The organism is Deinococcus sp. (assembly GCF_018260555.1).
In the GTDB taxonomy this organism is placed as follows: domain Bacteria; phylum Deinococcota; class Deinococci; order Deinococcales; family Deinococcaceae; genus Deinococcus.
The window spans coordinates 64,281-78,665 of record NZ_JAGLBB010000002.1; the positions used below are offsets into that span (position 1 = coordinate 64,281).

Genomic DNA, 14,385 nt, shown 5'->3' on the forward strand with positions numbered 1-14,385 from the left:
CGGAGCGCGGAGCAGAAGAAAGTACGTTGGAGCGGGAATGGAGAGGTTCCGGCGCTTTCCCGCTCCAACGTATTTAAGCGGCGCCCGCGACCCTCTTCCCCAAGGGGCGGCCGTCCATCGCCGCAGAAGGCGGGACGGTATATGGCGGGCGGGAGGGTAGCTGGGCTCGCGTTCCGCGTGGGCAGCCGGGCGTACCCTGGGCGGCATGAGTCAGGCTGCCCCCTCTCCCCTAAGTGACCTGCCGGCGGTGCTGGACCTGGGGTACTCGCTGTGCCCGAACGACACGTTCATCTTCCACGCGCTTCACGCGGGCCTGGTACAGGGGCCGCTGCCGGTGCGCGAGGTCCTGGAGGACGTGCAGACCCTGAACGACTGGGCCACGCAGGGCCGCCTGCCCATGACGAAAATCAGTTACCGCGCGTACTTCGGCGTGATGGACCGGTACGTGGCGCTGCGCTCTGGCGGGGCGCTGGGCCGGGGTGTGGGCCCGCTGATCGTGACGCGCGGGGACGTGCAGGACCTGAACGGCCGCACGGTCGCCTCGCCGGGCGCGCTGACCACGGCGGAACTGCTGTTAAGGCTGGTCTTCCCGCGCGTGAACGTGATCCGCATGCGCTACGACGAAGTTATGCCCGCTGTGCAGCGCGGCGAGTACGGCGGGCAGCCTATCGACGCGGGTCTGATCATTCACGAGTCCCGCTTCACCTTCCATGAGCACGGGTTGACCCGCCTGCTGGACCTGGGTGCGTGGTGGGAGCGGGACACCGGGCTGCCCCTGCCGCTGGGCGCGATCCTGGTGCGCCGTGATCTGCCGCTGGCCGCGCAGCGCGGTCTGAATGCGGCGGTGCGCGGCAGCCTGGAGTACGCGTACACGCACCCGGAAGCGTCACGCGGGTACATCCGGCAGCACGCGCTGGAAATGTCGGACGAGGTCATGCAGGCGCACATCGACCTGTACGTGAATTCCTTCAGCCTGGACGTGGGCGAGGAGGGCGAGCGGGCCGTGCGGGAACTGCACCGCCGGGCGGTGGCGGTGGGCGCGGTTGCCGATTCCGCCCAGCCGTTGTTCGTGCCGCTGGCCTGAATTCCACCCACATGACCCCGCCCGGGCCACGCAGGTAGGAGTCCCCTGAAGCGTTCCTGAAGGCGCTCTTGGCCCGGCCGGAAGCGAGTTCTCAGATGGTGACGGACGCCAGCTTTGGTGGGGGACTCTGTGCGGATGCTTTCAGGCGGAGGATTCACCCGATGCCCCATACCCCCCTGTCCGTGTTCACGGCGGTCCTGACGGCCGCCCTGACATCTGCCCTGGCGTCCGCGTCCCTCGCCCAGACTGCGGTGCCCACTCCCCGACCGATCGTGCCGGGAGAGCCCCCGGTGACGGTCACCGCGACCCGCAACGAGCCCACGCCGCTGGAATTCACCCCGGATAAGTTACAGCGTCTGAAAGTTCCGGCCGGATTCACGCTGAAGGTCATGGCGACCGGGCTGGGCAACGCGCGCATGCTTCACGTCATGCCGGACGGCGGGATCTACCTGTCGCGCCGCGCGCAGGGTGACGTGTGGTACCTCAAGGACACCAACCGCGACGGGCAGATCAGCGCCACCGAGCGGCGTCCGGTCGCGCAGAACCTCAAGCTCGCGCACGGCATGGACGTCAGGGACGGCCGGTTGTTCGTGGTGGGCGAGAAGACCATCTGGGTGATGGACATCGCCCGCAACGGGTCGCTGAGCGTGCCGCGCGTGTTCGCGGATGGCTTTCCGGACGCCGGGCAGCACCCGGCCCGCACCCTGAAATGGGGCCCGGACGGGTATCTGTACGCCACCTTCGGCGCCACGAACAACGACGCCCCCACCCCCAACCCCGAGGAGGCGACCATGCTGCGCATCAGCCCGGACGGCAAGACCCGTGAGATCTTCGCGCGCGGCCTGCGGCACACCATCGGTTTCGGGTGGCATCCGGTCAGCGGCGTGCTGTACGGCGCGGATCAGGGCAGCGACTGGCACGGCGACAACATCCCGCCCGAGGAACTAAACGTGATCGAACGCGGCAAAAACTACGGCTGGCCGTTTTGCTACGGTGACCGGCAACCCGACCCGTACGTGAACGTCGGCAACATTCCCGGCAAGATCACCAAGGCCGAGTACTGCGCGGGCACGCAGGGCAGCGTCCTGAACTACACGGCGCACGCGGCGGCCATCGCCATGAACTACTACACCGGCACCCAGTTCCCGGCCGAGTACCGCAACGACGCGTTCATCGCCTACCGCGGTTCCTGGAACCGCAGCGAACCCAGCGGGTACCAGATCGCGCGGGTGGTGTTCGACGCGCAGAACAAACCCGAGCGGATCGAGCCCTTCATCACGGGCTTCGTGTACCAGGACGGGGACGTGTGGAAGCAGTTCGGGCGGGTGGCGGGCGTCGCCACGTACACGGACGGCAGTCTGCTGTTCACGGACGACCAGAGCGGCGTCCTATACCGCGTGCTGTACACCGGGGGGAACTGACATGCAGCGCAGCGGAGCAGGGCAGGGCAGGACAGGAAAGCGCACGCGGATCACGGCGGCGCTGCTGGGCAGCGTGGTCCTGACAGGCGCGGCACTCGCGGGCGCGGGAATGGCGGGTAGCGCTGGCGTGCCCATGCCCGCTCCTGCCACCACGCCCCTGAAGGCCACGGCGGCCCTGCGTGACCCAGCTGGTCAGGTGCTGGGCACGGCCACCTTCGAGCAGCGGGGTGCGGGCGTGCGGGTCACGGTGGACGTGACTGGCCTGGCGCCCGGCCAGCACGGCCTGCACGTTCACGAGTTCGGCCGCTGCACGCCGGGCGTGGACGCCGCCACGAACACTGTTGTGCCCTTCGGCGGGGCTGGGGGTCACTTCGACCCCGGCATGAGCCGCAACCACGATGGCCCCCAGACGGACAACCGCCTGGGTCACGGCGGCGACCTGCCCATGCTGAACGTCGCCGCCGACGGCCGGGGCCGCGCGACCTTCACCACCACGAAACTCAGCCTGACCGGCGTGACCGGCATCCTGAACCGCTCGCTGGTCGTGCATGCCCGGCCGGACGATTACAAGAGTGATCCGGCCGGCATGACCGGCGCGCGGGAACGCTGCGGGATCGTCACGCGTGACAACTTCAGCGTGCGCGACTACCCGCTGCCCGGCGCGCAGACCTTCCCGGAAGGCGTGGCGGTCGATGCCGCCCGTGGCGTGGCGTACACAGGGAGCGCCGCGACGGGCACCATCTACGCCGTGAACCTGAACAGTGGGGCCGTGTCCACCTTCGCCGAGGGTGGCGCTCAGGTCCGCACCGCCGCGCTGGGCCTGAAGGTGGACTCGCAGGGCCGCGTGTGGGCGGCAGGCGGCGCGAGCGGCACCGTCAGCGTCCTGCGGCCTGACGGGTTCCCGCTCGCGATCCTCAACACCCCCAAATCCCCGAACGCGTACGTGAACGACCTGAGTCCCGCGCCGGACGGGAACGTGTACGTCACCGATTCCACCCGGCCCGTCATCTTCCGGGTCACGCCGGACCTGAAGCTCAGCGCGTGGCTGGACCTGAACGCCACGCCCATCCGCTACGCGCCGGGGGTCAACCTGAACGGCATCGTCGCCACGCCGGACGGCCGCGCGCTGCTGACCGTCCAGCTGAACACCGGTGAGCTGTGGCGCATCGACCTGCGCACGAAGGCCGTGCGGCGCGTCATGACCGGCCTGACGCGCGGCGACGGCCTGCTGCTCGACGGCCACACCCTGTACGTGGCCCGCAACGCCGAGCAGGTCATCACGAAAGTCAACCTGAACGCGGAGTACACGGGCGGGCAGATCGTGGCCCAGGAGCCCCTGGCGGGCCTGCGCTTCCCGACGACCCTGGCTGCCGTGGGCGGCGACCTGATCGTTGCACAGGGCCAGCTGGACAAACTGCAGGGCGGCACGCCCGAAACACCGTTCCGCCTGACCCGCTTCAAGAAATTCTGATCCCCACGGCGCGCGCAGCGGCCCTCCAGGGCCAGGAGAAGAGAAGAGCCAGGAGAAGAGGCACGGGCAGCCGGACGCAGAGTTGGCGACCCCGCGTGTCTCCGGGTTGGCCACTCCACGTCCGGAACCGGCCCTGCTCCCACTCGCTTCGCTCGGATTGAATGCTCCTTGCAGCCCACTCAACCCGGGGTCCGTGTAATACGTCCGTATAGATGCGTGGGTTAGGCTGTGCAGGTGACGAAGCAAGGTGCGCCAGCTATTCCGGCCATTGAGGTCCGGGGGCTGTACAAGAAATACGGCCAGAACAGTGTCCTGGAAGACGTGTACCTGACCGTAAAGCCTGGTGAGGTGTACGCGTTGACCGGGCCGAACGGTGCAGGTAAAACCACCCTGATCCGGACCATGACCGGCCTTGCCTTCCCCACGGACGGCGAGGTACGGCTCCTGGGCCGGGACGTACATACCGACGGGCAGCGCGCCCGCGCCTACCTGGGCGCGGTCGTTGAGGCCCCCGCGAAGTTCTATCCGCAGTTCACGGGCACGCAGAACCTGCAGGTGCACGCGAACCTCTCTGCCATGGCGCCGGGCGGCCGCAAGATCAGCCGTGACCGCATCCGCGAGGTGCTGGCCCTGCTGGAACTGACCCGCATGGCTGACCGGCGCGTTCAGGAGTACTCGCTGGGGCAGCGGCAACGGCTGGGCGTGGCGAGCGCCATGCTGGCCGAACCCAGGGTCCTGATCCTGGACGAACCCACCAACGGCCTCGACCCGCTGGGTATCGGGCTGATCCACCGGATCGTGACCAGTCTCGCCACCGGCGGCTGCGCGGTCGTGCTGAGCACCCACCACCTGCGGGAGATCGCCACGTACGCCCACACGGTCGGCATCCTGACAGGTGGGCGACTGGTGGACACCGTGGACCTGCGCGCCCGGCAGGCCGCGTACCGCTTCCGGGTGGACGACCCGCTCGGCGCGGCCGCCGTACTTGAGCGCCTGCCGTTCGTGCGCCGCGTCAGCACCCGCACCCCGTACGCCATCGCGCACCTGGGCGGCGAATCCCGCGTGCCCGACGCCCTGTCGCATCTGAGTGCCGAAGGCATCCGGGTGTTCGAGGCCAGCCCGGACCACTTCGACCTGTACGAGTACTACCGCGAACGCGTGGAGCAAGCCTGATGATCCCTGACCTGACCCATGACCGCAGCGGCCGGGGGAGCGCATGCTGACCCTGCTGTCCCTGGAGTTGCGCAAGCTGTTCGGGGCGCGCAGCGTCCACCTGGCGCTGCTGGTCACGTTCCTGATGCCGCTGCTGTGGGCGTTTGCGCCGCGCCTGAGTGCCCTGATTCAGGTGAATCTGGTCAGCGGGTGGCAACTGCCGGCCGTGAGTATCGGCGTGACCATCGGGTACCTGCTCCCGCTGTTCATTGCCGTGACCGTCGCCGAGATGATCGGTGCGGAAGTCGCGCAGGGCACCCTGGCCCCGCTGCTGCTGCGCCCCGTGGACCGGACCAAGGTCATTGCCAGCAAGCTGATCACGGCCCTGACCTACCCCTTCTTGCTGATCCTGACCACGGTGCTGGGATCGCTGCTGGCCGGCATTCCACTGGGCTTTGGGACGTTCACGGGCGGCACCGGGCTGGGACCGGGCCTGTTCGTGGGTGTGGGGCAGCTGAGCAGCGACGCCGCCTTCGCCGAGGTGCTGCGAGGCTCCCTACTATCGGGCGTGGTCCTGATGCCCATCGCGGCGCTCTCGCTGCTGTTCGGGGTGCTGTACCTGAACACCGCCGCCGCCGCCCTGGCGACCTTCGCGGCGCTGATCGTCATGCGCCTGCTGGTCGTGTTGCCCGAAACCATTCAGCGCATCCTGCTGACCAGCCACCTGGGCCTGTACGTGCAGCAGGGCGACATCACGCAGTCACTCGTGCTGCTGCTGATCTACACCGCCGGTTTCGGCCTGATGAGCATCTTCGCCTTCGACCGCCGCGACGTGTGATACGGACTGCGATTGATTCGCTGCAGTTCTGAATCCATCCGAGCGGACGCGAGCAGGAAGGGCAGACGCCCCTTCCCGCCTGCGGCGCAGTGGAGCGGCAGTCCGTATAAGCCGGTTGATTCGGTGTAGTTCTGAATCAACCGAAGTCCGGATCACAGGGACGAGGACCCTGCGCCGGTCGCGTTGAGGCGCTACTGTGCGGGCATGACGGCTCCCCTCTCGCTGACCACGGGCGGCAGCCTGTATGACCGGATCGGGCCGGAGGCGCTGGCCGCACTGGTGTCGCGCTTCTACGACCTTGTGGCCCGGGAGCCGCTGCTGAGGCCGATCTTCCCGGCGGACCTGACCCTGACGGCCGAGAAGCAACTGGCGTTCCTGAGCGGCTTTCTGGGCGGCCCGCCGCTGTACCACCAGCGGTTCGGACATCCGCGCTTGCGGGCGCGCCACCTGCCATTCCCGATCACTCCGGAGCGCGCGCAGGCGTGGCTGGCGTGCATGCGGGCCGCGCTGGACGCCACGCCCGCGATCAGTGAGGCCGACGGGCAGGAGTTGTTCACGGCGCTGTCGCGGGTGGCGGCGCACATGGTGAACACGCCGGCGCAGGCGGGCGCGGCAGAGGCCTGACCGGCGGCTTGGGGAGCAGTGCCGGGAGCCGCAAACTGGACAACTCTTTGCAATTGACTAGTAGGGTTCGTGCGCGTTCATGGGCCCGTTTTCTACACTGCGCAGCATGACCCAGTCGCAACCCAACATCGAAACCCTCCGCGCCGAGGTCGATTCGATCAACCGTGAACTCTTGACCCTGCTGTCCCGCCGGGGCGCCGTCGTCGCGCAGATCGGTCACGCCAAGACGCAAGAAGGCCGCCCCAACCACTACGACCCGGCCCGCGAGGAACAGCAGCTCAAGGAAATCGAGTCCCTGAACCCCGGCCCGTTCACCGGCGCGGCCGTGAAGGCGATCTTCAAGGAGATCTTCAAGGCCAGCCTGGCGCTGGAGGAAAGCAACGACAAAAAGCAGCTGCTGGTCTCCCGCAAGGTCAAGAGCGACGACACCGTGCTGGACATCGACGGCGTGCGCATCGGCGGGAACGCCGCACCCGTGATCATCGCCGGGCCGTGCAGCATCGAGAGTGAAGAGCAGATGGAACAGACGGCCACGTACCTGGCGGGCAAAGGGATCAAGATCCTTCGCGGCGGCGCGTACAAGCCCCGCACCAGCCCCTACGGCTTTCAGGGCATGGGCGTGGACGGCCTGATCATCGGGAACCACGTGGCAAAAGAACACGGCATGCTGTTCATCACGGAAGTCATGGACACCCGCGACGTGGAGATCGTCGCCGAGTACGCCGACATCCTTCAGGTCGGGGCGCGCAACATGCATAACTTCGCGCTGCTGCGCGAGGTGGGCCGCGCCCGCCGCCCGGTTCTGCTCAAGCGTGGCCTGAGCGCCACCATCGAGGAGTGGCTGTACGCCGCCGAGTACATCCTCTCGGAAGGCAACAACGAGGTCATCCTGTGCGAGCGCGGCATCCGCACGTACGAGAAGTGGACCCGCAACACCCTGGACCTGAGCGCCGTGGCCATCGCCAAGCAGGAAACGCACCTGCCCGTGATCGTGGATGTCACGCACGCTGCCGGCCGCCGTGACCTGCTGATCCCCCTGGCAAAAGCCGCGCTGGCCGTGGGCGCCGACGGCATTCACGTCGAAGTGCACCCCAACCCCGCCACCGCCCTGAGCGACAACGAGCAGCAGCTAGACTTCGCCGGCTACGACAAGTTCAGCGACGCGCTGGCCAGCATGCTGAAACTGCCTACTACCGTCTGATACACCTTCCAGGCTGATACGGACTCCGGTGAAATGGTTTGACACACCATCGCACCGGAGTCCGTATCAGCTGGGTGCGACTTCGCGGGCGTGGCGGGTGTCGGTGGAAGGGCCGGCCAGCGGGAAGGTGTGGAGTTCCTGCACCTCGCCGCGTTCCTCGCGGGTCAGACTCAGGGCCTGCACGGTGAAACTGGTCAGGGGCGGCTCGAACTGCTGCACCTCGTTCCACAGGTACCCGGCCGCCCAGGGCAGCACGCCCAACGCCAGGGTCAGGTGCGGGCGGTACAGGTCGCCGTCGTACTGGGCGCGGCTGGACGGCCCGACCTGCATGCAGCGCTCGTGCAGGTCTCGCAGGTCGCTGCTCAGGTGGCACTCCAGGAAGATCACGCCCTGCAACTGTTTCCAGCCCTTGATCTGCACGGTCAGTTCGCTCTGGCCCCGCAGCGCCTCCCGGCATGCCCGGACGAGTTCCGGGCCGCTCAGGGGCGTCTGGAAGGGCGCGCGGAGGTTCAGGTGCGGGAGGCCGAACCCGCTGACGTTCAGGCGTTTCTGGGTGCGGCGCATCCAGGTGTCCAGCGCTTCGGGAGGCCACGCGACGATGGAGTGCAGCGCGCCGGGTGCGGGGTCGGCCCTGGGCGTGGTCATGGGGTGGGCGAACCGACCCGGTAGCGGCAGTTACCCTGCCCGCAGGCCATGCGGGTCTCGCGTTCCACCGGGACGCCCAGCAGCGCGGCGTACAGGGTCTGCTCGGCCGCGCACAGCTGCGCGTACTGCCGCGCGACGGTCAGGTTCGGGCAGTTGCGCTGCGTGAAGTACCACTGCTCGCCTTCCTGGTGGACCACGGCGTCGAAGCCGTGCCGGTTCAGGCGGGTCACGAGGCCCTGGATGCGCTCACCCAGCGGCAGGTGGGCCGGGACGTCCTGCACGAAGTGCGAGATGATCTCACTGTTGCGGGCGTCCAGAACTTTCAAGACGGCGCCCTCGCCGAACAGGCGCTCGATGTGCCGCAGGACGTCCACGCACAGGCTGGAGTACGTTTTCGGGAAGGCGGCCTCGCCGCGCTCGGTCAGGACGAACACGTGCTGGGGTCGGCCCCGCCCGCCGGGACGCTCGGTGCGCGCCTCGATCAGGCCCTGCTCCTGCAGGTCGCACAGGTGCCGGCGGGCTGCCGGGACGCTGACCTCCAGTCCCTGCGCGAGGTCCTGCGCGGTCTGCGGACCGTGACGTTTCACGAGTTCCAGCAGGCGGGTCTTGGTGCGTTCCGGCGGGGCGGGTGGGGGGGCGGCCAGGGCGGTCATACGACGGTGAGTTGATCGGGCAGCTCAGCCAGGGACTGCGACAGGGCGCGGACACTGACCTGCCCGGCGAGATTGCGGGCCACCTGGATCAGGGCCTGGGCGGCCACCGATTCCGGGTGGGCCAGGACGGCCGGGGTGCCGCGGTCGCTGTCCTGACGCACGTCGATGTCGATGGGCACCTCGCCCAGCAGCAGGTACTCCTCGCCCAGCTTGCGGCTGCCGCCCCGGCCGAACAGGTCGTAGGTGTGCCCGGTGTCGGGCGCCACGAAGTAACTCATGTTCTCCACGACCCCCAGCACGGGCACGCTGGCCTTGCGGAACATGTCGATGGCGCGGGCCGCGTCGATCAGCGCGACGTCCTGCGGGGTGGTGACGATCACGGCGCCCGTGACCTGAATGGTCTGGGTGAGCGAGAGCTGCACGTCCCCGGTGCCCGGGGGCAGGTCCACGATCAGGTAATCGAGTTCGCCCCAAGCGGCGTCCTTCAGGAACTGCTGCACGGCCGAGTGCAGCATTGGGCCGCGCCACACCAGCGCCTGACCGGCCGGCGAGAGGTTGGCCATGGACACGAATTTCACGCCGTGCGCCTCGATGGGCTGCATCTTGCGCTCCGCATTCGCGGTGACTTTCGCGCCGCCCTGACCCATCATGTGCGCCACGCTGGGGCCGTACACGTCGGCGTCCAGCAGGCCCACGCGCGCGCCGTCCCGGGCGAGGCTGGCAGCGACGTTCACGGAGACGCTGCTCTTGCCCACGCCGCCCTTCCCGCTGCCGATCAGCAGGACGTGTTTCACACCGGGCAGGGCAGGCTGGGCGGGGGGGCGAACCATGGCCCCGAACGTCACATTGACGCCCGTGACGCCGGGGACGGCCATGACGGCCTCGCGGACGTCGCCCTCGATCTTGCCTTTCAGGGGGCAGGCGGGCGTGGTGAGGTTGACCTTCACGCTGGCCACACCCGCCTCGACACTGACCTGCTCGATCATGCCGAGGGAAACGAGGTCACGGTGGAGTTCCGGATCATTCACGGTGCTCAGGGCGGCCATCACGGCTTCACGCATATCCCGCAATTAGTACCGCATACGCGGGAGCGCGGCAAGCCACGCCGTCACAGTACGCTCATATGATACGGACTACCGCTGCATTCCACCACAGTCGGAAAAGCGCCGCCTGCGGCTCCATACCGCGAAGGGGCGTCTTCCCTTCCTCCTCGCGTCCGCTCGGATTGATTCAGAACTGCAGCGAATCAATCGCAGTCCGTATGACCGGCTCCTGCAGGCTCGCGGGGCGGCCGGTGGGGCGCGCGTGGAGGCGGGCACAGCGGCCCTTATAATGACCGGCGTGAAGCCCATAGGCCCTTACGTGGCCGCCCGCGAACTGCCGGGCCGGACAGGCAGTCCGGTCCGCACGCTGCGCGCCACCGACCGACTGACGGGAATGCCGGTGCTGCTGCACGTGCTGCCCTACCCGCTGACCCTGCCGGACCTGCCGGACCACCCGGCCCTGCTGAGCGTCGTGGACAGCGGCATGGACGGTGATCAGGCGTACGTGGTGACGGAATTGCCGCTTCAGGCGCGCCCCGCCGACGACGCCCTTCTGACGGCGCGCGGCGCGCTGGCCGCCCTGAGTGCCCTGCACGAGCGCGGCCTGACGCACGGCGGCCTGCACGCCGCGCAACTCTGGAGCGTGGACGGGCGCGTGCTGCTGGCCGGGGCTGGCCTGCCCTGGGGCGGCGACCCGCTGCCCAGCGACGACCTGTACGCGCTGGGTGTGCTGCTGGCCGGGATGGGCAGCCTACCGGCCGCGCTGCGCCCCCTGACCGAGCAGCCGGGTTACCTGAGCGCCGCCGCCGCACTGGCCCGCCTGAACAGCGAGGCCGACCACCCGCCCACGCCACAGGCAGTGCAGGAGCAGGGACCGGCAGAGCAGGAAGCCGGACCCTCACAGGCGTGGCCGCAGAGGCCCGCCATCAGCACGGTCAGCCCTGCCAGCGCGGCCACGCCTGAACCGCAGCCGCCATTGGGGGACGGTGCGGGGAACTTCAGGCGCGGACAGGGCCAGGATACGGATGCGGACGCGCCTCTTCCCCCTGCCCCGGTCAGTCCTGCCACGCCGTCGCCCGCGCCGGAACGACCCGAGGCGGGCGGGCGCGGCACCGCGACGGCTGACGACGTACCCGCCGAGCTGGCTCCCGTGACGCCGGACGAGGTCCTCCCCGGTCCAGTCGCGCCTGACCCGGTCACTCCTGCTCCCGAGGCCGCTGCTCCTGCCGCGCCTGACCCGGTCACGCCCAACCCAGTCACACCTAGCCCAGTCACGCCCAGCCCGGCGGGGGACGGGGCGGCCATGACGGCTCCGGGTACGCCTGAAACCCCCCAGGAGCGGCGGCGACGGCAGAACGAGGAGCGGCGCGCGCAGGCGATCCTGGACGCGCAGGCGGCGGCGGCGCGCAAGGCCGAACGGCTGCGGGCCGAGCGTGCCCAGCGACTGGCTGACGGTGGCGGTCAGGATACCCCCATTCAGATCGGGGGCGGACCGGTGGGTGCCGGGGCGGCTGTCGCCCTGGGTGGGGATGACCTGCCCGCCTGGGACGGCCCTTCCGTGGACGGTGAGGCCGCGCCGCGCCCGACGCTGCGGATGCGGGACGTGGACCGCCTGCCGCCGGGCCTGCGCCGCGAGCCTCTGCCGGAACCCGACCCGGAACCGAGCCCGCGTCTCCCGGCCCGCCGAGCGCCAGGTGATCCGATCCGGATCGGCTGGGACGAGGATGAATCCTGGCGGGTGGTGCGCGAGGCTCCCGCCACACCACAGCGCACGCGGCCCCGCCTGCCCCGCTGGACGCTGCTGGTCATGGCGGCCGCGCTGCTGGGCGGGGTGTGGTGGGCGCTGGCTGCCCTGCCGGACCGTGCGCCAGCCCAGCAGGGCAGCCCGCAGCGGGTCACGCCCGCAGTGGAAAGCGCCGCGCAGACCGCCAGCGGAACTGACACTGTGGCGGGCAAGGCGGTGGGCAAGGCGGCGGGCACTGCGGCTCGGAACACGTCAGGCAGCGCAGACGGTTCCGGGTGCTGCCGGGTCGAGTTCCGGTTGCGGGGCGCGCAGGGGCGCACGGTGGGCCTGACGGTGGAGGCCGCGCCGCCCGGAGCGAACCTCGCGCCGGGCGAGGTGCTGGGCCGCGCGCCGGGCACCGTGCAGTTTCCGCTGCCGGGCACGTACCGCCTGCGCGCCAGCGTCAGCGGGTATACGCCAGCCACCCTGAGTGTCACGGTCCCCACGACCAAGCCGCAGATCATCGATCTGGAAAATTGATACGGACTCCGATTGAATGGACTGCAAAGACCGTTCAATCTGAGCGAAGCGAGTGGGAGCGGGGCGGGTTCCGGTCGTGGAGCTGGCAACCTGGTGACGTTCCGGGTTGTCAGTGAAACAAACGGAGCCCGTATGAGACAATCGGTGTGATGAGCGTTGTCATTCTGGATTTCGGCAGTCAATTCACGCGCCTGATCGCGCGGCGGTTCCGTGAACTCGGGGCGTACAGCGTGATCCTTCCCGGCAGTGCGCCGCTGGAACGCATCCTGAGGGAGAACCCGCAGGGAATCGTTCTGTCGGGCGGGCCGAGCAGTGTCTACGACGAGAACGCCCCGAAGCCCGCGCCGGGCGTGCTGGACCTGAACGTGCCGGTGCTGGGCGTGTGTTACGGCATGCAGTTCCTGGCGCAGCAGGCGGGCGGCGACGTGAAACGCGCCGGGAAACGCGAGTACGGCAAGGCCGACCTGACCGAGTACGGCGGTCAGCTGTTCGCCGGGATTCAGGGGGAGTTCGTCGCGTGGATGAGCCACAGTGACTCGGTCACGAACCTCCCAGACGGGTACGAGGTCGTCGCCCGGACCGCCGACACGCCTGTCACGGCCATCGAGAACGCGGTCGCACGCCGCTACGGCGTGCAGTTCCACCCGGAAGTAGTGCACACGCCCAAGGGCGGGCAACTGCTGGGCAACTTCCTGGAGATCTGCGGCGTCACGCGCGACTGGAACGCCGAGCACATCATTGACGAACTGATCGGCGGTGTGCGCACGCAGGTCGGGGACGGCCGGGTGCTGCTGGCTATCAGCGGCGGCGTGGACTCCAGCACGCTGGGCCTGCTGCTGGCCAGGGCGGTGGGCGAGCGCCTGACCGCCGTGTTCATCGACCACGGCCTGCTGCGCCTGGGTGAACGCGAGCAGGTCGAGGCGGCCCTGCGTCCCCTGGGCGTGAACCTGATCACCGTGGACGCCCGCACCGAATTCATGGCGGCGCTCAGTGGCGTGTCGGACCCCGAGCAGAAACGCAAGATCATCGGCCGGGAATTCATCCGCGCCTTTGAACGTGAGGCCCGCACGCACGGCCCGTTCGACTTCCTGGCGCAGGGCACCCTGTACCCGGACGTGATCGAGTCCGCCGGGGGCGAGGGTGCCGCGAACATCAAGAGCCACCACAACGTGGGCGGCCTGCCCGACGACCTGGCGTTCAAGCTGGTCGAGCCGTTCCGCACGCTGTTCAAGGACGAGGTCCGCGAGATCGCGCGCCTGCTGGGCCTGCCGGACGCCGTGCGCATGCGCCACCCCTTCCCGGGACCGGGCCTGGCGATCCGCTGCCTGGGCGCGATCAGCGAGGAGAAACTGGACATCCTGCGCCGCGTGGACGACATCTTCATCAGCGGACTGCGCGAGTTCGGGCTGTACGACGGCTGTTCCCAGGCGCTGGCGATCCTCACGCCGATCAGGTCGGTGGGCGTGATGGGCGACGAGCGCACGTACTCGTTCACGGCGGCGCTGCGGGCCGTTACCACCGACGACTTCATGACCGCCGAGTGGGCCAGACTGCCGTACGACTTCCTGGCGACCATGAGTAACCGCATCGTGAATCAGGTGCACGAGATCAACCGCGTGGTGTACGACATCACAGGCAAGCCCCCGGCGACCATCGAGTGGGAATGATACGGATTCCGATTGATTGGGCGCAGTTCTGAAGCAATCCGAGCGGATGCGAGTAGGAACAGCATACCGATTGGGCGGTATGGAGCCGCAGTCCGTATGACACGAACCCTGGTGTACTGATAGGGACTGCGGTTGAATGGTCTGCAAAACCATTCAACCCGAGCGGACTCTGAGGGCTGCGCCGCAGAGCGGGCACGAGAAGAGCGGGTTCTGGCGGTGGAGCGGGCCACAGCACCGGCCTTGCCTGCGACTGTAAGGAACTGCTCGTCATCGGCCGCGGAACCGCAACGCCCCAACGGGCGCCGGTGCCCGTCCGGGGAACT

At 68.9% G+C, this 14,385-nt stretch carries 12 protein-coding genes; 9 read left to right on the forward strand and 3 right to left on the reverse strand.

Going from position 1 to position 14,385, the window contains the following annotated elements; all coding sequences use genetic code 11:
- Positions 1–205: 205 nt before the first annotated feature.
- The 7 genes from QZ271_RS00945 (at position 206) to QZ271_RS00975 (ending at position 7,791) form a co-directional block, all read left to right on the forward strand.
- The gene (locus tag QZ271_RS00945; RefSeq protein WP_291428102.1) at positions 206–1,084 is read left to right on the forward strand and encodes a 1,4-dihydroxy-6-naphthoate synthase; all 879 of its coding nucleotides are present in this window, start codon (positions 206–208) and stop codon (positions 1,082–1,084) included.
- Positions 1,085–1,245: 161 nt separating this feature from the next.
- Positions 1,246–2,505 (forward strand): sorbosone dehydrogenase family protein, encoded by a 1,260-nt coding sequence (locus QZ271_RS00950; RefSeq protein WP_291428104.1) that lies wholly within the window; start codon positions 1,246–1,248, stop codon positions 2,503–2,505.
- 109 nt (positions 2,506–2,614) lie between these two features.
- Positions 2,615–3,976 (forward strand): superoxide dismutase family protein, encoded by a 1,362-nt coding sequence (locus QZ271_RS00955; RefSeq protein WP_291428158.1) that lies wholly within the window; start codon positions 2,615–2,617, stop codon positions 3,974–3,976.
- A 234-nt stretch (positions 3,977–4,210) separates the two neighbouring features.
- Complete coding sequence (locus QZ271_RS00960) at positions 4,211–5,149, forward strand: ABC transporter ATP-binding protein (RefSeq protein ID WP_291428106.1); 939 nt, start codon at positions 4,211–4,213, stop codon at positions 5,147–5,149.
- Between the two features lie 43 nt (positions 5,150–5,192).
- Positions 5,193–5,966, forward strand: a complete 774-nt coding sequence (locus tag QZ271_RS00965) for an ABC transporter permease (RefSeq protein ID WP_291428107.1) — start codon at positions 5,193–5,195, stop codon at positions 5,964–5,966.
- A 204-nt stretch (positions 5,967–6,170) separates the two neighbouring features.
- Positions 6,171–6,590 (forward strand): globin, encoded by a 420-nt coding sequence (locus QZ271_RS00970; RefSeq protein WP_291428109.1) that lies wholly within the window; start codon positions 6,171–6,173, stop codon positions 6,588–6,590.
- Positions 6,591–6,696: 106 nt separating this feature from the next.
- A complete protein-coding gene (locus QZ271_RS00975; protein WP_291428110.1) occupies positions 6,697–7,791 on the forward strand; it encodes a bifunctional 3-deoxy-7-phosphoheptulonate synthase/chorismate mutase in 1,095 nt (364 codons plus the stop codon).
- 66 nt (positions 7,792–7,857) lie between these two features.
- Here the strand turns inward: QZ271_RS00975 and QZ271_RS00980 are convergent, their stop codons facing one another.
- The 3 genes from QZ271_RS00980 to QZ271_RS00990 are packed head-to-tail and all read right to left on the reverse strand — an operon-like array spanning position 7,858 to position 10,150.
- Complete coding sequence (locus QZ271_RS00980; RefSeq protein WP_291428111.1) at positions 7,858–8,436, reverse strand: 2'-5' RNA ligase family protein; 579 nt, start codon at positions 8,434–8,436, stop codon at positions 7,858–7,860.
- Positions 8,433–9,089: a metalloregulator ArsR/SmtB family transcription factor gene (locus QZ271_RS00985; RefSeq protein ID WP_291428113.1), complete on the reverse strand. Its 657-nt coding sequence runs from the start codon at positions 9,087–9,089 to the stop codon at positions 8,433–8,435. Before QZ271_RS00985 ends, QZ271_RS00980 begins: the two co-directional genes overlap by 4 nt.
- Complete coding sequence (locus QZ271_RS00990; RefSeq protein WP_291428114.1) at positions 9,086–10,150, reverse strand: Mrp/NBP35 family ATP-binding protein; 1,065 nt, start codon at positions 10,148–10,150, stop codon at positions 9,086–9,088. The genes QZ271_RS00985 and QZ271_RS00990 overlap by 4 nt, the downstream gene beginning before the upstream one ends.
- A 280-nt stretch (positions 10,151–10,430) precedes the next feature.
- Between QZ271_RS00990 and QZ271_RS00995 the strand changes: the two genes are divergently transcribed.
- Positions 10,431–12,395, forward strand: coding sequence for a hypothetical protein (locus QZ271_RS00995; RefSeq protein ID WP_291428117.1), 1,965 nt, complete (start codon positions 10,431–10,433; stop codon positions 12,393–12,395).
- A 149-nt stretch (positions 12,396–12,544) separates the two neighbouring features.
- Positions 12,545–14,062, forward strand: coding sequence for a glutamine-hydrolyzing GMP synthase (gene guaA / locus QZ271_RS01000; protein WP_291428119.1), 1,518 nt, complete (start codon positions 12,545–12,547; stop codon positions 14,060–14,062).
- Positions 14,063–14,385: the final 323 nt, after the last annotated feature.